Consider the following 18082-nt stretch of genomic DNA (forward strand, 5'->3'; position numbering starts at 1 on the left):
GTAGTAGTGCTTGTCGCCGTGCTTCCACAGGTCGAATTCGTACGTGATTTTGTCACGGATGAGTTCATAGGAGCGGGTATCCTTGCCGCCCGATTCCCATTTTCGTTGGATGGCCCAAGTGCAATAGTCGGCTATCTGCAAACATGGATCTGTGTTGGCAGGCCAGAACGCAACCCGCCAGCTATCACTGCGAATCTTCTGCTTCACTACGTCCCTTACAGAGTCCTCGAATGCGATCCGCTTTTTCTTGGTTCCGATAGACGCGACGGTGATCATGATTTCGTTGGCCGCCTTAAGATAAGCATCGGACGAATTCTGAAAATGGAAATGCCAACCGATCTTGTAAAATCGATCCTCTGTGACTCGCACCTTTGGAATGGCTTTGGACTTTTCCATCATGGTCGCTTGGATGGTGAACTTCTCATTCGCCAGGACATCGAAGACAGCGTTGCGCACCTCTTGCCGATCGGTCGTGGCGTGGAAGTAGTCGCCTAGCGGCGCACCTTGCCAAGCTAGGTCACGTCTCAACTCCTGAAGTTTGATGCCTATGCTGCAATCGGGTAGAATGGCCGTGCAGACGATGTAATAGCGGCTGACATTTTGCGCCTTGGAGAAATTGAAACAGCCAGCTTCATCGGCGAACAGAAAGATTCGACTCATGCCAGACAAAGAAGCAGCACAGATCGAAAAGTTCAAGCAAGCAGCGCGTGAACTGGAAACCGACCAGTCAGAGGAAGCCTTTGACCGCGTGTTGAAGAAGGTGGTGAAGGCCGCGCACCCTAAGGACGACAAGGCACCGCCGCAGCCTAAGAAGGCCTAGTCATACGGGCTGGGTGTTGACCGGTTAGCTTAGCCTTTTTTCGCGTCCGCCTTTTGGCCAGCAAACCGTCCTTCATATCCCTTTGTGGGAGTGCCAAGCGTCTGCTCAAAAATCAATTGGCAGATCTTCATCCCTATCCGTAACCGCACCGGCAGCTTGTTGTGGTTTACCATCTCAAGTCTGATCTGACCGGTAAAACCAGCATGAATGGTAGGGGCCGTCAGGTGGATGCCAATGCCCAATCTGGCCAGCGAACTCTTTCCTTCCACTCTCGCGGCAATCCGAGAATGAATTTTCAGCTCAACCACTTCACGAGTCCAAGCTAGGACCATCTGGCCGGGCTTAAATTCGTAACCGGCATCGGGATCAATCTTGATGGGACTGGTTGTCTCAACCATCACCTCTTCGTGATTGTATCCCTTCTCCGAAGGATCGATGCAAATACCCAAGCCAATCTTTGGGTCTTTAAAAACGGTGAGCAAATCACCGAGAGTTAGATCGAGGCTGGTGGAACTGTAATATGATAGGTCAGGGACGGGCTCTATTCTTATCGCTTCTGTACTGATTGCGATTTGGATTTCTCTGTCGGTAAGTATCATAGCCCGTCCCCCCGTTTAGTTTTTTAGTCTACGACTAACCCTTGCGGAACCCACACCCGCCATGAACCATTGATTGTCTCGCGGGGCAACTCAACTAAGAGATTTGAGTCCTCACGATCAACTGGCCAACCAATATCCAAACTATCGCCACTCAGCGAGCGATGGTGAACCACCAGACGTTCTGTTCCCGCTACTGTGTCAAGCGATACAACCACCTCGCCAGGATGGTTTCCTTCGCCGATCTGTTTGACCTTTAGTTTCATCAATAACCCTCCATGCTGCTCTTTTAGTTCTTTTTTTCACAAGATCGAATCGACGTTGATTCGCATATGGTCTCGACACGGTTTCGTCACATTCTCCGTGGGAGTGCTTTCTGAGTCACAGGGAACATAACATGAACAGTGTGGCCCAGATTTGACAACTAAGCGAATCACAACGTGTTTCAAGTGTCGCCGGCGCTGGGTTAATGAACCGTTCGCCGGGTTTGTCAAATATATAATCGCCGAGGAGTGGACCCAAAAATTGGCAAAATGCCCCAGGGAGGATTACATGGGTCGCTCATTCCCCGTACTCGTTACAGGTGCGCGTCGCTACGCAAACAGCTTGCTTTTGACTTGGCGTTTTTTGCCGTCTCGGCATCGCTCACTAATTCGGCCGCTGCCGACACCGTGAACTGGCGTCAATTCGAAGGGACCAGCATAACTTGGGCCTACGACATCCACCCCTATGCGGATGCTCTCGCTGCGCAACTTCCGGAGTTCGAGAAGCTGACCCGGCATCAAGGTCACGCCGGAACTCTACCCAGACGATTCTTACTGGAACAAGATGACGATCCAACTGACGACGAAGTCGCCAGCATGGGATGTGTTCGGCACTGGCATTCAGCCCGCGTAGGACCTCGCTCCGAGTGGCGCCCTGGAGCCGCTGGACAAATACCTGAGCGATCCGAAGCTTACCGATGCTGGATACGACTACATTACGTGGACATGATCAAGAAGTGCGCGGCTCCTTCCTTCGCCAATGATAACTGGTACCAGGTCGTGGACGGCATCTCGTCCGGCCGCACCGCGATGACGATCGACTCAAATATGTTCGGCTTCTGGAACGATGTTGCGGGGAAGCCGGCATCCGGCAAGATCGCCTTCGCTCCGCCGCTGCACGCACCGAGCGCCACGAGCTTGGATTCTGACATCTGGATCTGGGCTCTCGCCATGAACGCGGCTTCCGAAAAGAAGGGCACGGCCTGGCTGTTCATCCCGTGGGCCACCTCCAAGCAGGTGGCGCTCAAGGGTGCCCTTGCCGGCCAGCTCGTCAATCCGCCGCGCACGTCGACCTGGCAGGACGACACCTGGACTAAGTACGCTTCGCAGCCCGAGTTCAACAACTTCGTTGACAGCTTCAAAAAGATACAGGACCACGCCGCGCTGGCTTTCACACCGCGTGTCGGCTTCGGCGACGCCATGAACGCATGGGCCGTGGCGATGCAGAAGATGGTAAACGGCGATGACGTCGAGACGACGTTGAGGGCGCTTGCCGAAGAAATCCGCACTGGCCTCTGATCAAAAGGAACAGGGCAGTACTATTGCACTGCCCTGTTCCCGCCAACGGCGGAGATCACGCCGTGTCACCCCAAGCACTTAAACCCAGCGTGCCGATGGCAGCCGAAGGACCTGGCGCGCGCGCCTCGTCCGGTTCGGCTTCGCTGGAGGGGCGTTCCATCGACTGTTTCAGCCTTGCAATCATCCAGGCGCTGGCCAAAAGCCAGATGGAGCGCCGGCTCAGGAACCGGCGCAAAAACTCGAGCCTGCCGGCGCTGATCGAGCTGGTGCTGGCGCGGCCGCTGGTGTCGGCAGGTCTGGTCGCGGCCGAGCTGAAAATTAGCCAGCGCGCTGCGCTCGGGCTGGTGCCGAACTCGGCATCCGTGAGGTGACCGGCAGGGGGCGCTACCGGGCGTGGGGCCCCGTTTAGCTGCGGCGGGCTTTGGCGAAAGCGACAGCACTGATGATTTTTGCTGTACGCTCATTCTCCCTCATCTGCGCGTTGACAGAAAACCAGCAGCCGAGGGTCACAGCACGCTGTGCTCCCCGCGATTTCCGGAAAACCAATGAAAAACGACTTTGATCGATCGCGCGGAACGTATCATTCAACCATGTCGAGAACGGGCGTGACGGCACGTACACTATGGACCGAGAGAACTTTGTCTGGCGACTTTGCGCACGCCTGCAGAACTCTTCGGAAAACTTCCTTCTGTTGATCCAATGATCGTAATGAGCTGGAGTGGCATCGCCGCTCTCCTCGGTTCTTGCTCTCTCAGTTGAACTTGATGCTAGCCTGCACGAACACGCCGTAGCGCTTTGCCTTCCAATCGTCGGCCTGCGGGGAACCACGACCGCCCATTGCCTCTTCGAAATGAGCGGTGCCGTTATTCGCCACGGCCCAACACCGCCTCGAGCTGGACGCCATGCCCATCGCCGTCTTCGGGAATTAGCTTGATCTTGGGGCGCATGTGGTGCTGATCTTTGCCGTCGAGCCGCGTGAAGAGGAACGCCACGTCACCAGAAAGGCTGAGTCGCTCGGTGAGTTGCGTCTGCCCGGCCAAGCCGAGTCGCAGCGAATGCCAATCGTTGTCCTGGCTGATGAGGTTGACGTAGGTGGGACGGTTGGCACACAGGTTCCCCAGTTGGTCGCCTGCTGCGTGCAACCGAAAGCGTCGTAGCTCTCGTGCCAGAAATTGTTGCCAACAAAAGCACCGATGCGGTAGCGCGGCGAGTTCAAGAAATTATATCCAAGATCGGCGGTGAAATAGCTGACGCCGCCCCCGCGCTGATCACTGAATGTGTTTGAGTAGCCCCCCATTTCCGTAAGAAGTCCTCGTCATGAGAAAACCCTCCCTGATGCCGCCCGCACCGAGGAGGCCTTTACGAAAATGCCAGTCGGATTGTGGATCGCGTTGAAGAAGACTTCACTCGAACTCGCGTCTAGATCGTCATAGGTGAGCCGCGAGACCAGTGACGTACCTTTATGATTGTAAAGTTCCTTCGATGCTTTGCCGGTACTGGGCCAGTAGCGTAGTCCACCCTCGAACGAAAAGACTGAGGCCGCCGACCCGGCTACCGACGCCGACTCGCAATCACCGGCACTCGACGGCGGTTCGGAACTTCTCGGTGCCGCAGCGCCGGCCAAGCCGGACGGGCCCGGTGAAAAATTCGTCGTCGAGGGCAAGGCGCCCGCTGCTTCGCCCGGCCGCGCCGACGATTTTTCTTGGCCGCCAAGGCGGCAGCCTGCGGCCGGGGCCACAACCGAAACGACCACGGCGATCAGTCCGTAAGCTGCCCGGGGCAGCGGAAGGGCGGAAAGCGCCTTCAGGTGGCCGCACAAGTAGGGTCTCGAGACGGACTCAGCGCGGCAGCACGCTCGATCCCATCAGCGCCTCATCGATGGCGCGCGCCGCCTGGCGGCCCTCGCGGATCGCCCAGACGACCAGCGACTGGCCGCGCCGCACGTCGCCCGCGGCATAGAGCTTTTCGACGCTGGTCCTGTAGTCCCGGTCATTGGCCTCGACATTCTTCGAGCGGCGGCTGTCAATGGCGATCTTCATCTGGCCGGCCAGTTCCGACACCGGCCCGCGAGCGGCTGGCCCGGCAAAGCCGATGGCGATGAACGCGAGATCGGCGCGGATGACGAATTCGGTGCCGGCGATCGGCTTGCGCTTTTCGTCGACTTCGCAGCATTTGACCCCGGTCAGCTGGCCGTCTTCGCCGATGAATTCAAGCGTCGCCACCTGGAATTCGCGCTCGGCGCCTTCGGCCTGCGAGGATGACGTGCGCATCTTGGTCGCCCAGTAGGGCCAGACCGACAGCTTGTCTTCCTTTTCCGGCGGCTGCGGCCGGATGTCGAGCTGGGTGACGCGCACCGCGCCCTGGCGGAAGGCGGTGCCGACGCAGTCGGAGGCAGTGTCGCCGCCGCCGACGACGACGACATGCTGGCCGCCGGCAACGATCGGGCGCGATGGCCATGCCACCGACTGGATCGGCTCGCCGCCGATACGCTTGTTCTGCTGAACCAGATACGGCATCGCGTCGTGCACGCCGTCGAGATCATCGCCTGGGATGTTGGCCGGACGCGGTGTTTCGGAACCGCCGCAATAGAGGACCGCGTCATATTCGGCGAGCAGTTCGGCGACCGGCTTGTCGACGCCGACATTGACGCCACAATGGAAGCTGACACCTTCGCCCTGCATCTGCTCGATGCGCCGGTCGATATAATGCTTCTCGATCTTGAAATCGGGGATGCCGTAGCGCATCAGCCCGCCCGGCCGGCTCTCTCGCTCATAGACGTGAACGTCATGGCCGGCGCGACCGAGTTGCTGGGCAGCGGCCATGCCGGCCGGCCCCGAGCCGATGACGGCGACGCGCTTGCCGGTCTTCCGTTCCGGCGGATAGGGCCGGATATGGCCGGTTTCATACGCCTTGTCGGCGATCGCCTGCTCGATCGTCTTGATGGCGACCGGAATGTCCTCGAGGTTCAGCGTGCAGGCTTCCTCGCAAGGTGCCGGACAGATGCGGCCGGTGAACTCCGGGAAATTGTTGGTCGAATGCAAGTTGCGGATCGCATTGTCCCAGTCGCCATTGTAGACGAGGTCGTTCCAGTCCGGGATCTGATTGTGGATCGGGCAGCCGGTCGGCCCATGACAGTACGGAATGCCGCAATCCATGCAGCGCGCGGCCTGCTTCTCGACCTCCTTGTCCGACATCGGCAGCGTGAATTCGCGAAAATGCCGGATGCGGTCGGAAGCCGGCTGGTACTTGTGCACCTGCCGGTCGATCTCAAGAAACCCTGTTACCTTGCCCATAGTCCAGTTCCTGCTGTCCAGATGGCGCGCCTGGCGACGCCCTGCAGCTGGATCAGATGGGGCATCCCGTCCACACATGGGCCGCACCAAGTTGCCCAAAATTCGACTATGTACACTTGCCGGGCTCAAAGCTCGTGAGGGGCTCGCCATGCAGCCAGTTCTCGACTCTAATCGAAGGAGCCGGGGACTCCATCTGCAATACCACGTTGCGGTCCAAAGCTATTTCCAAAGGTTTCTGCACGAGCTGGTTTCCTCTCAGAGACGGCACACGGGTTCAGGGAGGAGCGCATCGCTCGTCTTGCCCCATTGAGTGCAGTCACAGTCACTCAGTCTCAAAAGCCATGCCAACGCGCTCAGCGCGCAGTTAGCGCCCATTGCTTCGAAAAACCTCGTCAGTGCCCAGATGTTGGTTGTAATGAACCTGACATTTGTCTGACGCTGTCAGCTTTTGGACACGCGATCACGCGCTTCGTGCCGCCAGAAGGCCAGGCCGAGCCCTGTGTTGCCAGCGGTCGCTTCGATGATTGTACCGCCCGGCGCGAGCTGGCCACGCTGTTCGGCATTAACGATCATCGACAACGCAATGCGATCCTTGATCGATCCGCCGGGATTCTGGCTTTCGAGCTTGACGAAGAGACGACACCTGCCGGTATCGAATCTCTTCAGTTCGACGACCGGCGTCTCCCCAATCAGATCGAGCACTGACAAATGGCGGACGCAGGCGAGAGGACGCCTTTGTCGACGGTCGGCGGAACATCTCGAGGCTCATGCGGCTGCGGTCTCCAGAATGTCGGCATAGTGCCGTGGCGCAATATCGGGATGCGAGCGCAGTCGGCTCTTCAGCAGTTGCGGAACAGTGGATTGTCGGGGTCGCTGGCGGGGCACCCGCTTCGGCAGCCAGTTCAGGCGGCAGGTCAAGAAACCGTATGTCGGCATCAAGCCGCGCGCCGAAGAAGAAGGGAATCGAAACAGTGCCCTTCGAAAGACCCAGGGCGACGGAAATCATTGCATCGGGCGAGTTCATGCGCCTGAAGCAGCGCTGGCTGCAACTGCTTCATAGCGACAGGCGGGCGGAGACTCTAGCGGGGCTTTCGCCGCTTGGTTGATTGAGGCTCTCGACGAAGCCACTAAGATTCGGCGGCCGATAATAGCTTGCTGCTCATTGGGACGCCGACCAACGCCGGGATTGAGAAAGGCAACCCTGCCCCACAAGGCGGGTGTCACACGTGCGGTGCGTCCGCTCGTCGCGCCGGATGGTCTTTGAGACCTGGGTTCACGGCTATTCAGATGCACCCCTGTCGGCTTTTCGGTGCAGGCCGCCAGGCGGCGTGTTGCAGCAGCGGCAATTAGTTTGAGAGCGTGCGAGCACGGGGCTGCATAGTGAGATCATTTGCCGGCGTGGGACCAAGGTGTGGCGCAGCCTTAGAGAACTCAACACCGAGACCGGAGCAACGGAGACGGCTCTTTCGTCGAGACAGTTTAATTTGGAACATTATTTCTATGTTTTAGTCGATTATCTTGTTCAATAGCTCTGTCGACTAGCGGTGAGACTTTTCAACGCAGCGCGGACATCCGCTGGCCGGATGTGACTTGCTATCCCTTTCAAGATAAAACAGGAGACCCGCATGAGCAATCCAGTCCTCGTCAACCGGACCATTCCTGACTCCGACGTTGTACCGCTGACCAGCCGTGTTGGAGCTGAAATCAGAGGCGTTCGCCTTGGCGGAGACCTTTCGGACGCAGCGATAGCAGCCATCAACCAGCTTCTTCTAAAACACAAGGTGATCTTCTTCCGCGGCCAGGAGCATCTCGACGATGCGGAGCAGGAATTGTTCGCGCGGCGTCTGGGTAACCTTGTACCTCATCCCACGCAGGGGCCGGCAGCCGGCACGGCCTCAATCCTCAATCTCGATTCCGGCCGTGGCGGTGGCAGGGCAGACCAGTGGCATACCGATGTGACTTTCGTCGATGCCTATCCGAAATTCTCGGTCCTACGTGGCGTCGTCATTCCGGCGGCGGGGGGCGACACGATCTGGTCCAACACGCACGCCGCGTACGAGAATCTGCCAGCGCCGCTCAAAATATTGGCGGACAATCTGTGGGCTATTCATAGCAATGCCTACGACTACGCAGCCGTGCGCCCGCGCGCCACAGCCGAAGAGAAGAAGCACTTCGAGGAAGTCTTCACATCGACGATCTACGAGACCGAGCATCCGGTCGTGCGCGTCCATCCGGAAACCGGGGAGAAGTCGCTGCTGCTCGGCAATTTCGTGCAGCGCCTCGTCGGCCTTTCCAAGAGCGATTCCGCCAAACTCTACGAGGTGTTCCAGTCCTACGTCACTGCCCCGGAAAATACCGTGCGGTGGCGCTGGCAAGTAGGCGACGTCGCTATCTGGGACAACCGTGCTACCCAGCATTATGCGGTCAACGACTATGGCGACCAGCACCGGGTTGTGCGTCGCGCTACGGTTGACGGTGACGTTCCGATCGGCGTCGACGGTCGCCGCAGTATAACCCATGTCAAGGCAGCCAAGCCGGCGGCGAAGGCAGCCTGACCGTCTGAACAGGGTAAAGATGAAAACTTCGTNATCGGCGTCGACGGTCGCCGCAGTATAACCCATGTCAAGGCAGCCAAGCCGGCGGCGAAGGCAGCCTGACCGTCTGAACAGGGTAAAGATGAAAACTTCGTATCGCCGCGGCCATATCGCGCTGCTTAACCGCCCCACAAAGCCTTATGATTTCCGAGAAGCAAGGCGAGTTGCGGGCTCGAGGCTTGGCCCGAAATCGAGGTCCTGCAGCGTGGCGCATGGCTCGAGTCGCTGCTCGTGGCCCCGCTGCAGCGGTACAGGTCCCCCACCGCCCCACCATCTCGCCCGCCCTGCACCTCGGATAGCGATTATTCACCGTTTGTTCATTATGATAGCGCACGATCATAACTGGACATGCTGGTAGCTCGTACATGCCTGAAGGCCCTGCGCGCCGACCCAGCGCCGGGGCCTTTTTACTTCCGCAAAATCGATTCCAGCAACGCGGGCACTTCGCAGGATGTCGCAATCCCGCGCTTGCGATGATACGCCGTACAGCGAATTGCGCGAGTCAAACGAATTTGGGTTTCTCAAATATAGAATCGTCGATACCGATCCTGATGGATCGAGCCTCGACGACGAAGTCAACCATCTTCAAACGGAATTATTCAACATTGCCGAGAGCTCCCGGTGTGCCGTCGAAGCTGACATTCGGGAGGTCAGCGGTCACCAACGATCATGGTGATCGCCAGCATCTTTCGTATTCACATGACCGTCGGCCTGGTACTTTCCCGAGGCCATGACATGAGTGGGTCTTCCAAGCACCGATTTGGCCCGGTAGGATTTGCAGGGGGCGCGGACAAGCGGATGAACAAACGGAATGATGCTGGAAAACTGCGCGCGCCTGCTGGGATTTAGCAGACCGTCGATAGGAACATAGCCCTGGTCGACGGCTTTCTGAAGGGCAAGAGTTTCGCCGACCTGGCTCAGGAACATGGCTTGTCGACAACGAGGGTGCGCCAAATCATCGAGAAGGCCGATCGGCTCGTGGGCGGCGCATTCAGACCAAGACTGAAACGTCCAACGCCTCGCCTCGATCCGATTTCATGGTCGACTATCCCTATGTGTGCAAATTGGCCGAGAAGCACCGGCTGGGTAGCGTCACGCCGCATCATTCTTTGCGGAGCTGGAGCGCGCGGGATCGCTGGAGCGGCTGGTGAAAGCGGTTGCCGGGGCGCACGCCAACAACAACACGTGAGCTGGCGCCTCGTGTGGCAAAAGGAGAGGGCGAGAGCCCATGGCCTGCAATGAAGCGATCAAGCATTGCGATCGTGGAACCAAGCTGCCTAGTCGACCATCCGGACCGCGGCCTTCAATGCCAGCTCGCCTTGGAATCGGCCTTCCAGGAATTGGCTGAGCGCGCAGCGGAATCCGGCTGGACCGAGGAGATAGCCACGCGCTCCTCGAACTCGCCGGCGCGCGCCTCAGGAGCGACTCCGCCAATGACGAGACTGAGAGGACGATTAATCGTGCCAGGGCAACGAGAGAGCGGCAGGTTCAAGAAGCTTCGCCTGACCCGATAGGAACGTCGCTGCGCCAATAAAATTGGCGGTGAAGGCTGACCGCGGCCGAGTCGGGCAAGCGAGCGAAGTGCTGAAATAAGGGCGTGAGAATCCAAGACATCGTTTGTAGAGAGCATCGAGCTTCGCGAGATTGTGGTACAGGATCGACCGCAGGTGTTCTCGGAGCGCTCGCAGAACCCGGGATTCTTCCGCGGCACCCGCCAAGGCGAAGAACGGTCAGAGTTGCACGATAACGCTTAAAAGCGAGCCTTCCTCCGAAAGTCTGCGCGCGCAGTTCCACGGTCCGATGCGCTTTCATAGCTATTCCAATCGCCGCGCCCATTCTCTCCCGGATCAGGTCCAGCGGGTCTGCAGTGCATGCGCCCCCAAAGTGGACGCCATTGGGCCGGGTGAACCGGGCTCGATTGCGCGCCGAAGGCCCGTTCCAGGCCCGGAAATCCGGGTCCGTCAGGGCGAGCGCGTGCGGGTCGAGGTAGAGAACGGCCTTGCCGAGAAAACGACCGTGCACTGGCATCGCGTGCGTGTGCCACATGCCATGGATGGCGTGCCTCACCTCACGCAGAAGCCGATTGGAGCGGGCGAGCGCTTCGTCTACGAGTTCGACGCCGTCGACGTCGGCATCTGCTGGTATCACCCGCACCAGCGGAGCTTCGAACAGGTCGGGCGCGGACTTTATGGTCCGCTGATCATCGAGGAACCGAAGGCGGTGCGGGCCGATCGCGAGGTGACCTGGATGCTCGGTGACTGGGGGCTGACGAAATCTGGCGCAATCAGCGAGGATTTCGGCAAACGGCACGACATTCACCACAATGGCCGCGTGGGCAACACGGTTACCATCAATGGCCGCGTGCCGGATACCTTTGCGGTCAGAAAGGGCGAGCGCATCCGGCTGCGGCTGATCAACGCCGCCAATGCACGCATCTTCAGTCCCGACTTCACGGGTTTTCGGCCGGCCGTCATCGCGCTCGACGGCCAGCCGGTGACGCCACACGCGCCGGAGGCGGGTGGTGCTGGGTCCCGCAATGCGCACCGATCTGATCCTAAGACATGACGGGCAAGCCGGGCAGCCGGATTTCAATCTTCGAGCGGTTCTACGCGGGGCTGGAATATGAGCTCGTCGATCTTGTTTATTCCGACACTCCGCTTAGGGCACGTGTGCCTGATTGGCCGCTGAACCTGCCGACATTCCGCTGCCGGAGCCGGACCTCGATACAGCGTCCCGCAACGAAGTCGTCTTCACCGGCGGCATGATGGGCGAGATGGTGGCGCAGGACATGGGTGAAAGCATGGGTCCGGGCGCATGATGCAGGACGATGAATTCCGGCACCGCCTGGTTCATCAACGGCGTCGCCGCCGACGAGGCCAATCACGACATGAAGCCGGGGCTGACGCTCTTGCGGAATAAGAGCCACGTCATCGCCACGACCAACGCAACCGCGTGGCATGATCCGATCCATCTGCACGGCCATTCCTTCCGGGTGATTTCCCGCAACGGCCAGCCCACCCCACGTCGCGAATGGCAGGACACGGCGCTGGTTTCGCCGCGCGAGAAGGTCGAGATCGCCTTCGTCGCCGACAATCCCGGCAATTGGATGTTCCACTGCCACGTTCTCGAACACCAGGCGGCCGGTCGCCTGACCAGTCCACAAGCCGAAGGAGAAGCAAAAATGTCCAATACCCTGATAGCTCTTGTCCTCGCCTCGATCCTGTCAGGCGCCGCTCCGGCGTTCGCCGGCGAAAGGACGTCACGCTCTACAAGAACCCGCAATGCGGCTGCTGCGAAGGTTATGCCGGCTATTTGCAGGAAACGGCTTCGCTGTCACCGTCAAGGCCGACTCACGACCTTTTCGCCATGAGCCGCGAAGAGGGCATTCCGCCGGAAGCCGATGGCTGCCTTCTCTCGTTCATCGACGGCTATGTGGTGAGCGGCCATGTGCCGGTCGGCACGGTCAACAAGCTCTTGACCGAGCGGCCCGACATCAAAGGGCATGACGCTGCCCGGCATGCCGATGGGCTCCCCCGGCATGAGTGGCACGAAGGAAGCGCCCTTCGAGATTCTCGAAATCCGGAAGTCTGACGGGACCGGCGGCGTCTACGCCACGGAATAGGAGGCTTCGATGATGGAATGCATGAGCGGCATGATGATGTTCGGGATGGGCCTGGTGTGGCTGCTTGTCGTCGTCGTGCTCGTCCTCGGGACGGCCGCGCTGATCAAGTACCTGTTCTCCAGCGGCGGCAAAGGAGAAGGGCGTCGGTCCTCTTATCGATGCGTGGCCGCGGCAGGCCTCGGATTGGTCTGGACATTGCCTTGGCTCGCCAACCGGATGGCCGGTGGCGGCGCCCCGGCCGCGGCGATAGCGCTAGGCAAGACGGTTTTAGCCAGGCGAAGGTCAGCGCGATTGGAAAGCCCGCTGCCTTCGGGACGCATGCCGGCGCCGGGACCGGCCGCGGTCGTCGGCGGCGGCTACCAGAGCGACATGCCGGGCTTCGGGAATGTCCTCACCGACGAGGAGATCCGGGCCGTTCTGGCCTTCATCAAAAGCACATGGCCCGAGCGGGAACGCGCCTATCAGGCAGATGAGCCGCCGGGAGCGGGAGCAGACACAGTGAGACCAATCCTAGCCGCGGAGCCCTCGAACGCCCCCAACCGGAATGCATTGTCCATGAAAGCGAAACCGTCGCTTGCGATTCAATTTCTGGCGCTGATCCTCGCGACCTCCGCGCTGGCCCACCATCCGGGCGCCGATCTCGACAAGATGAGGGACAGCGCGGAGAGGTTCTTCCAGGCGATCGACGAGCAGGCCGCGCCGCCTTTCGAACTGGCCGACGCGGACGGAAGGGCCGTCCGCCTTTCCGATTTCTCCGACAAGATCGTGGTGCTCTACTTCATGACGAGGTAACCTTGGAAGAAGAAGGCGACGGCCACTGGCGGCAGGATGGCAAGCACGCTGGCCGCAAAAAGCGGCCCATACTCATAGAAGCGGGCCGGTTCTGTCGCAAATCGTGCTTTTGGCCACAACTGGACGCTTTCGCGCGCTTATGGACCAGCTCACATGTCCAACAACGCAAGCAGATGACAGGGCTCGACGTGCCCCGGGGTGGCGCCCTACTTCCACGCTCGCACTGTCACACTCCCGCCGAAAGGCGGGTTTAGTGAGTTATGGCAGTGACTGTGCCACCAGTCCAAACGTCGAGTTTCGCGGCAACTTCGACGCTTTCCTTAGCTGACTTGCCCAAAACCAGCGCGGCCAAAGCATACTGCTTGCCGCTCCCGATGGCATAATATTCACCTTTCACGGGATCACTTGGCAGCCAATTGCCGTCCAACAATACGGCTTCCCCATTTTTGCGCACTATCAGCGCCTCAAATTCAAAATTGTCGTCGTTGCGCGGCACAGGAATATCAGAAACATCCATGCCCTTCTCAACCCAGTCTCGAACGGCCTTTGGAATACCCAAGGACGAAGAGGAAACGCCGATGAGTGTGCCGTCGCATAAGCGAAACACCTTCGTTTTCTCACCGACGGATACTGAGTCAAAACCCAAGGCTCGGCCGTCGCCAGCCATGGTTCCGTTCCTGTAAGCTATTGTTGTCATTGGCACCCTTCTATCGCTACATCAAACTTCAGGACCTTGCGCATGTCCCCTGTGTCAAGGTCACTGACCGACGGCCTATTTGCCTGATACACGATACAGGCTGCGCTCCTTGAGTTCGCGCACGGGTGGCCGTCATCTTGCCGCCTTCGCGCAATGCCTTGAACAGGCCGAGTCTGTCCCCCAGCGGGAATGACAACCACCTCCATGTCGTTGAAAAGCAGGAAATCCGTCACTTTGCCTCGTCGGTAACGGGCGGAGCCGGAGCGGTCGTCACCGGGCAAGCGCGGTCGCAGTAGGTATCCTGGGCAGCCCGTCAGACATGGATGGCTCCGGTTGTGGTGACGGGGAGGGCGATAAGCAAGTTCGGGCCAAGTGATTGTTCCGCGGCTGTATGTTTTGGTGAGGTGATCATGCGACTTCTTGTTGGTCGGTCACGTGTTTGCGGATAACCAGCATGCGCTGTGCCAAATGAGAAAACCATTTAAAGTCAATCCAGCAGATCTGACTGTATTCCGACATTGTCGGAAATTGGACATCGCCGAACGCGAGCGCTCGGGGCTTGTGATGATACTTGGGCGTGCTGCTTCGGAGGAGGGATGCGCCTCGTACCGGCCGCGAAGCCTTCCTGCATTTAAGGCGCCAGATCAATTGAACGCGCATACCAGTCAGCCGTCCCGTCGTTTAGTCCAAATGGCGATCCATCTCAGCGCGCTCACGCCATCCACCTTTCTGCGCGACCCAAGCTAAACACGCTCGGCGATGATTAGGATACCGACTACATCTGGACCCGCCCGGCCCTGCTCGCCTGCGAGACTTGAGGCGTTCGTCGATCGGATAGAGGTTTCGATTCAGGAGACGTGCTTCGTGATGCGGCCATGATAGGCCGGTCCCTCACCGACTGCCGCACGCTCGGAAGAAGCCAAGGTAGGCGACAAGCCTCTGTGGATCGCTGAAGCGCCGAATGTTGCCGATTGCCGCGGCAACGTTCGCACCCACGGTGACGTCGGAGGCAACGTCATCAGGCGACGGATTGTCGGATCCTAGTGGGCATGCACCGCGATATCCGCCTCGACCACCGTCAACGCCTCGTTGATCTGATTGATCAAGCCGAGGTGGCACTCGATGGCGGCGCGCTCAAGGAGCAGCATGCGAACACCTGCTCCTAGCGCCGCTCCTGGAGTCCTATTTCCGCCGGCGCCTGACGAAGCAGCGCAATGCGACTCCTGCGACCGTGGCCAGCTATCGCGATGCCTTGCGCATGCTGATCCTCTTTGCCGCCGCCCGATTGCGGAAGAAGCCGGCGGCGTTGGCGCTCGAAGAGCTGATCGAGATCTCGTTTCGCTTTTCTCGACGAACTCGAGGAGAAGCGGAACAATTCCGTCACCACGCGCAACGCCCGCTTGGCCGCGATCCGATCTTTCTTCCGCCACGTCGCTGCCGCCGACCCGGCATCCTTCGGCGTCGCCCAACGCGTGCTGACGATTCCCATTAAACGGACGCACATTGACGTGACGTACCACCTCACCACGGCCGAAGTGGACACCCTCATCGCGGCGCCCGATCCAAAGACGCCCCGTGGTCGGCGCGACGAGCCTTTCTGCTCTTCTTGGCACGGACCGGCGCCCGGGCCTCCGAAGCCACCGGCCTCAACGCAAACGACCTTCAGTTGGAGCGGCCGCACCCACAAGTGCTGCTGCGCGGCAAAGGGCGTAGAGACCGCGTCGTCCCCATTGCTAAGGACCCGGCTGCGGGCGCTGACATCCTTGTTGAGCCAGCGCGGGATCGCCCATCACGAGCCGCGACCGATATTCCTCGGCGCCCGCAACGAGCGCCGGGCCTACCAGACCGGCTTTGGCCGACAAGCCCATATCGCCGCACATCTTCCGGCACTCCCTCGCCATGAAGCTTCTCCAGTCCGGCGTGGACCTTTTGACGATCCAAGCCTGGCTCGGGCATGCACGGGTCGCCACGACCCACCGCTATGCCACAGCGGATGTAGAGATGATGCGCAATGGACTTGAGAAGGCGGGCGTCACCGGCGATCACGGCGTGCGTTTCCGACCAAATGACTCCGTTCTGCAACTGCTGAACTCCATCTGAATCTTTATGTGGCGGAGGCAAGCTGGGTTTGGCCGGTCCGAAGGGGTCAGGGCGGCTCCGCCACATAATCTCGCCCGACGCATAAATGCGGATCCCGGCCCGATGTCTCCTGAACCTGCAGAGCGAGACCCTGCATTCCGCGACGCATATCGGTCCGGCCCACCGCCAACCAGATCCGCACCTGGCTCGGGACCGGGATCATGACACGCCCCGCGCCTTCACCATCGCCGCTGCCAGTGTTGGCGGCGTGGTCAGTGGAATCCGCAGCCGCACCTTGCCGGCGACCTCCAGCTCGATCACCACTGGCGGCCGGAGCGGCTGGGCGCGTTCGTCAAGAAGTCTTCAGTTGCCGGCTGCCCGGTCTCAGGTCGAAACAGCTCGTTGCGCCAGTATCGGCTGCTGGGGCGCGACGCTGTGTCACAGGAAGAAAGGAAGGTCACCTTGGAGCTCAGGTCAGTCGCCCCTCGGGCTTTTTGCCTATGGCGGCAAAGGGCTCAAGCAAGCCCGAGCTTTTTCCTGAGCTCGGCGTTTTCTTTCCGGAGCCGGTCAGCGAGGAGCTTCTTCAGACGGGCGTTCTCTTCTTCAAGCTTCACAAGATCCTTGAGCTCATCGCTCTGTGTTGTCTGCCCAGCAGCCCTTTTCCAGTGATAGTACGTCTGTTCCGATATTCCAGCGTTCTGAACGGCTGCCTTGATACTCTCTCCCCGTCCGATCTGCTTCTCGATCTCGCCGAGCTTCTGGGCACGCTCGTTCTCAGAGTAATTTCTCCGCGCTGCCCGGACTGTAGGCGAAGCGATCGCTTTAGATGAAGACGCCTGAAGAGCCGAGCTGGCGGCGCTGGTTCGTATAGCACCTGCGCGCTGCGCGGTCCGCTTCCGCGTCTTCGGCGCCTTTATATCGGGTGTCTGTTCCTTCACGGGCACCTCGCCTGCTGCCTGGGTTGCCTCAGTTTCCTTAAGGTTGGACATCAGAAACTCCCTGCGATTTCAAACATCTATTCTAGCACGCAGCATCTAGAACTTATGGGCTTTGTCAACTGCGGCCACAAAACCGTGCTCGCCAATGTCGCCGTCCGACGCGTTAACATGATGCCAGTAACTGCGGCAATGCAATCGGTTCGCAATCCGCAACAAAGAGTATCGGCTGGATGTGCACGACGCCCCAGTCTCTGAAACAGCGTAGCCGCCCGGTAAGAGCCGCTTTCAGTCTGCCTTAGAAACAAGGTGGTCGGTCGCCACTCCCGCGCATACTATCCGTCTACTCTTGCTCCTCGCACGGCGCCAGGTCCTCGTCATCGATGCCGGGCAGCGTCGCAGCGGCTAAGCCAGCCACTCGCATTGCTCCCTGACAGGATGGTGCCGATCCTGCTGAGATCGCATGCTGGCGCGACGTTGCTTTGCGGCCACCGTCGCGCCTGCCCGTGAACTGTTCGCGCCTGTGCTCATGCTCGCCTTGACACCCTCGATGGGTCCATCCGGGATGGTCAACCATCCGGAACATAGCGGGCAGGCGGGCATCTTCACCAGCAGTCTCTGTGTCGCTCTCGTGGCGGCAAACAAGATCGAGGCTGGCGGGGTGATGATCAACGGTCCTCGAACTATCGATTTTGATCGCGGTGGCCGTTCAGTGCGTTCAAGCACGAGGCGCCGTTAGACGGCACCGCAGCATCATAGCGAAGTGCCATGCAGGACGACTCCCTGCAGCATCGTCTCGCGCAGCCAAACACTTGCCGGATCACTGTTGTGAACGGCCGGGCGTTTGACGGCCTGTGACGCGAAAAGGCAACGGAAGATCTAGCATTTATGGGGGAAATGTTTTTTCGGAGTGCTTGACCCGCAGGAAGGGCAGGGCATGACTGCCTATCGCCCGACCCGGCAAGGCCGCACTCATGACCGGCTGGGCTCGGATCCTGCATGCCGCGCCCGTGAGGTTGCGCTCTGTCGGGAGTGCGTCGAGCACAACGAGGAGATGTAGTTCACGACCTTTGAAACGCGTGGTCAACTATC

22 protein-coding genes and 5 pseudogenes are annotated in these 18082 nt (G+C 59.7%); 13 read left to right on the forward strand and 14 right to left on the reverse strand.

Annotated elements, in window-relative coordinates:
- Nucleotides 1-660, reverse strand: a 660-nt coding sequence (locus CIT25_RS26690; protein WP_095488096.1) for a DUF3800 domain-containing protein, incomplete at its 3' end; no start/stop codon positions are given.
- Here CIT25_RS26690 and CIT25_RS36965 point away from each other — a divergent pair.
- Nucleotides 659-820 (forward strand): hypothetical protein, encoded by a 162-nt coding sequence (locus CIT25_RS36965; RefSeq protein ID WP_164897471.1) that lies wholly within the window; start codon nt 659-661, stop codon nt 818-820. The genes CIT25_RS26690 and CIT25_RS36965 overlap by 2 nt on opposite strands.
- A 29-nt stretch (nt 821-849) precedes the next feature.
- On the opposite strand, the gene dcd is transcribed toward CIT25_RS36965, so the two are convergent.
- Nucleotides 850-1419, reverse strand: coding sequence for a dCTP deaminase (dcd, locus tag CIT25_RS26695; RefSeq protein ID WP_095488098.1), 570 nt, complete (start codon nt 1417-1419; stop codon nt 850-852).
- Nucleotides 1420-1442: 23 nt separating this feature from the next.
- Complete coding sequence (locus CIT25_RS36495) at nt 1443-1682, reverse strand: hypothetical protein (protein ID WP_127294309.1); 240 nt, start codon at nt 1680-1682, stop codon at nt 1443-1445.
- Nucleotides 1683-2033: 351 nt separating this feature from the next.
- Here CIT25_RS36495 and CIT25_RS26700 point away from each other — a divergent pair, with 351 nt between their 5' ends.
- Both CIT25_RS26700 and CIT25_RS26705 read left to right on the forward strand, forming a co-directional pair.
- Nucleotides 2034-2978 carry an extracellular solute-binding protein gene (locus CIT25_RS26700; protein WP_245329996.1) on the forward strand — a complete coding sequence of 315 codons (945 nt, stop codon included), beginning with the start codon at nt 2034-2036 and terminating at the stop codon, nt 2976-2978.
- Nucleotides 2979-3166: 188 nt separating this feature from the next.
- Nucleotides 3167-3387, forward strand: a pseudogene (locus tag CIT25_RS26705) (helix-turn-helix domain-containing protein); the annotation flags it as partial.
- A 342-nt stretch (nt 3388-3729) separates the two neighbouring features.
- Here CIT25_RS26705 and CIT25_RS38150 read toward each other — a convergent pair.
- Together CIT25_RS38150 and CIT25_RS26710 are read right to left on the reverse strand one after the other, a co-directional pair.
- On the reverse strand, nt 3730-3852 hold the full coding sequence (locus tag CIT25_RS38150) for a hypothetical protein (protein ID WP_280953386.1): 123 nt from the start codon (nt 3850-3852) through the stop codon (nt 3730-3732).
- Nucleotides 3842-4120 carry a hypothetical protein gene (locus CIT25_RS26710; protein ID WP_095488100.1) on the reverse strand — a complete coding sequence of 93 codons (279 nt, stop codon included), beginning with the start codon at nt 4118-4120 and terminating at the stop codon, nt 3842-3844. Before CIT25_RS26710 ends, CIT25_RS38150 begins: the two co-directional genes overlap by 11 nt.
- 432 nt (nt 4121-4552) lie before the next feature.
- Here CIT25_RS26710 and CIT25_RS37680 point away from each other — a divergent pair.
- Nucleotides 4553-4747, forward strand: a pseudogene (locus CIT25_RS37680) (DUF459 domain-containing protein); the annotation flags it as partial.
- 69 nt (nt 4748-4816) lie between these two features.
- Here CIT25_RS37680 and CIT25_RS26720 read toward each other — a convergent pair.
- From CIT25_RS26720 to CIT25_RS37685, 4 genes and pseudogenes are all read right to left on the reverse strand, one after another.
- On the reverse strand, nt 4817-6271 hold the full coding sequence (locus CIT25_RS26720; RefSeq protein ID WP_095488102.1) for a glutamate synthase subunit beta: 1455 nt from the start codon (nt 6269-6271) through the stop codon (nt 4817-4819).
- A 41-nt stretch (nt 6272-6312) separates the two neighbouring features.
- Nucleotides 6313-6476: pseudogene (locus tag CIT25_RS26725) on the reverse strand (TlpA family protein disulfide reductase); the annotation flags it as partial.
- A gap of 278 nt (nt 6477-6754) precedes the next feature.
- Nucleotides 6755-7028 (reverse strand): annotated as a pseudogene (locus tag CIT25_RS26730) (pyridoxal-phosphate dependent enzyme); the annotation flags it as partial.
- Between the two features lie 8 nt (nt 7029-7036).
- Nucleotides 7037-7241: pseudogene (locus tag CIT25_RS37685) on the reverse strand (isopenicillin N synthase family oxygenase); the annotation flags it as partial.
- A 655-nt stretch (nt 7242-7896) separates the two neighbouring features.
- Here CIT25_RS37685 and CIT25_RS26740 point away from each other — a divergent pair.
- Entirely contained in the window at nt 7897-8826 is a 930-nt protein-coding gene (locus CIT25_RS26740; protein WP_095488104.1) for a TauD/TfdA dioxygenase family protein, read from the forward strand.
- 696 nt (nt 8827-9522) lie between these two features.
- On the opposite strand, the gene CIT25_RS26745 is transcribed toward CIT25_RS26740, so the two are convergent.
- Both CIT25_RS26745 and CIT25_RS36500 read right to left on the reverse strand, forming a co-directional pair.
- Nucleotides 9523-9792: a hypothetical protein gene (locus tag CIT25_RS26745; protein ID WP_095488106.1), complete on the reverse strand. Its 270-nt coding sequence runs from the start codon at nt 9790-9792 to the stop codon at nt 9523-9525.
- A gap of 376 nt (nt 9793-10168) precedes the next feature.
- Nucleotides 10169-10357: a hypothetical protein gene (locus CIT25_RS36500; RefSeq protein WP_158302651.1), complete on the reverse strand. Its 189-nt coding sequence runs from the start codon at nt 10355-10357 to the stop codon at nt 10169-10171.
- 482 nt (nt 10358-10839) lie between these two features.
- Here CIT25_RS36500 and CIT25_RS37690 point away from each other — a divergent pair, with 482 nt between their 5' ends.
- The 5 genes from CIT25_RS37690 to CIT25_RS38320 all read left to right on the forward strand — a co-directional run bounded on the left by CIT25_RS37690 (nt 10840) and on the right by CIT25_RS38320 (nt 13279).
- A complete protein-coding gene (locus tag CIT25_RS37690) occupies nt 10840-11430 on the forward strand; it encodes a multicopper oxidase family protein (protein ID WP_245329997.1) in 591 nt (196 codons plus the stop codon).
- Nucleotides 11431-11542: 112 nt separating this feature from the next.
- Nucleotides 11543-11683, forward strand: coding sequence for a hypothetical protein (locus CIT25_RS37695; protein WP_245329998.1), 141 nt, complete (start codon nt 11543-11545; stop codon nt 11681-11683).
- A 9-nt stretch (nt 11684-11692) separates the two neighbouring features.
- The gene (locus CIT25_RS37700) at nt 11693-12235 is read left to right on the forward strand and encodes a multicopper oxidase domain-containing protein (RefSeq protein WP_245329999.1); all 543 of its coding nucleotides are present in this window, start codon (nt 11693-11695) and stop codon (nt 12233-12235) included.
- Nucleotides 12232-12456, forward strand: coding sequence for a DUF411 domain-containing protein (locus CIT25_RS37705; RefSeq protein WP_236372580.1), 225 nt, complete (start codon nt 12232-12234; stop codon nt 12454-12456). Before CIT25_RS37700 ends, CIT25_RS37705 begins: the two co-directional genes overlap by 4 nt.
- A gap of 52 nt (nt 12457-12508) precedes the next feature.
- Complete coding sequence (locus CIT25_RS38320; protein ID WP_245330000.1) at nt 12509-13279, forward strand: redoxin domain-containing protein; 771 nt, start codon at nt 12509-12511, stop codon at nt 13277-13279.
- 250 nt (nt 13280-13529) lie between these two features.
- Here the strand turns inward: CIT25_RS38320 and CIT25_RS26775 are convergent, their stop codons facing one another.
- Nucleotides 13530-13946 (reverse strand): hypothetical protein, encoded by a 417-nt coding sequence (locus tag CIT25_RS26775; RefSeq protein WP_063169404.1) that lies wholly within the window; start codon nt 13944-13946, stop codon nt 13530-13532.
- A 1261-nt stretch (nt 13947-15207) separates the two neighbouring features.
- Between CIT25_RS26775 and CIT25_RS37715 the strand changes: the two genes are divergently transcribed.
- The 3 genes from CIT25_RS37715 (at nt 15208) to CIT25_RS38170 (ending at nt 16076) form a co-directional block, all read left to right on the forward strand.
- Nucleotides 15208-15468 (forward strand): hypothetical protein, encoded by a 261-nt coding sequence (locus tag CIT25_RS37715; protein ID WP_245330001.1) that lies wholly within the window; start codon nt 15208-15210, stop codon nt 15466-15468.
- A gap of 114 nt (nt 15469-15582) precedes the next feature.
- On the forward strand, nt 15583-15879 hold the full coding sequence (locus CIT25_RS38165; RefSeq protein WP_280953387.1) for a site-specific integrase: 297 nt from the start codon (nt 15583-15585) through the stop codon (nt 15877-15879).
- Nucleotides 15828-16076, forward strand: coding sequence for a tyrosine-type recombinase/integrase (locus CIT25_RS38170; RefSeq protein WP_236372574.1), 249 nt, complete (start codon nt 15828-15830; stop codon nt 16074-16076). The genes CIT25_RS38165 and CIT25_RS38170 overlap by 52 nt, the downstream gene beginning before the upstream one ends.
- 46 nt (nt 16077-16122) lie before the next feature.
- On the opposite strand, the gene tnpB is transcribed toward CIT25_RS38170, so the two are convergent.
- A complete protein-coding gene (tnpB, locus tag CIT25_RS38175; protein ID WP_095488107.1) occupies nt 16123-16278 on the reverse strand; it encodes an IS66 family insertion sequence element accessory protein TnpB in 156 nt (51 codons plus the stop codon).
- A gap of 292 nt (nt 16279-16570) precedes the next feature.
- Entirely contained in the window at nt 16571-17044 is a 474-nt protein-coding gene (locus CIT25_RS26800) for a transposase (protein ID WP_095488108.1), read from the reverse strand.
- Nucleotides 17045-18082 lie beyond the last annotated feature (1038 nt).

The sequence above is a fragment of the Mesorhizobium mediterraneum genome, assembly GCF_002284565.1.
GTDB classification, from domain to species: domain Bacteria; phylum Pseudomonadota; class Alphaproteobacteria; order Rhizobiales; family Rhizobiaceae; genus Mesorhizobium; species Mesorhizobium mediterraneum.

Coding starts and splice junctions, on each gene's coding strand:
- CIT25_RS38320 (WP_245330000.1), top strand. CDS start 12,509: ATGAGCGGCATGATGATGTTCGGGATGGGCCTGGTGTGGCTGCTTGTC.
- CIT25_RS36965 (WP_164897471.1), top strand. CDS start 659: ATGCCAGACAAAGAAGCAGCACAGATCGAAAAGTTCAAGCAAGCAGCG.
- tnpB (WP_095488107.1), bottom strand. CDS start 16,278: ATGATCCCGGTCCCGAGCCAGGTGCGGATCTGGTTGGCGGTGGGCCGG.
- CIT25_RS26740 (WP_095488104.1), top strand. CDS start 7,897: ATGAGCAATCCAGTCCTCGTCAACCGGACCATTCCTGACTCCGACGTT.
- CIT25_RS26720 (WP_095488102.1), bottom strand. CDS start 6,271: ATGGGCAAGGTAACAGGGTTTCTTGAGATCGACCGGCAGGTGCACAAG.
- CIT25_RS37700 (WP_245329999.1), top strand. CDS start 11,693: ATGAATTCCGGCACCGCCTGGTTCATCAACGGCGTCGCCGCCGACGAG.
- CIT25_RS26745 (WP_095488106.1), bottom strand. CDS start 9,792: ATGTTCCTGAGCCAGGTCGGCGAAACTCTTGCCCTTCAGAAAGCCGTC.
- CIT25_RS36495 (WP_127294309.1), bottom strand. CDS start 1,682: ATGAAACTAAAGGTCAAACAGATCGGCGAAGGAAACCATCCTGGCGAG.
- dcd (WP_095488098.1), bottom strand. CDS start 1,419: ATGATACTTACCGACAGAGAAATCCAAATCGCAATCAGTACAGAAGCG.
- CIT25_RS26800 (WP_095488108.1), bottom strand. CDS start 17,044: ATGTCCAACCTTAAGGAAACTGAGGCAACCCAGGCAGCAGGCGAGGTG.
- CIT25_RS26775 (WP_063169404.1), bottom strand. CDS start 13,946: ATGGCTGGCGACGGCCGAGCCTTGGGTTTTGACTCAGTATCCGTCGGT.
- CIT25_RS37705 (WP_236372580.1), top strand. CDS start 12,232: ATGAGCCGCGAAGAGGGCATTCCGCCGGAAGCCGATGGCTGCCTTCTC.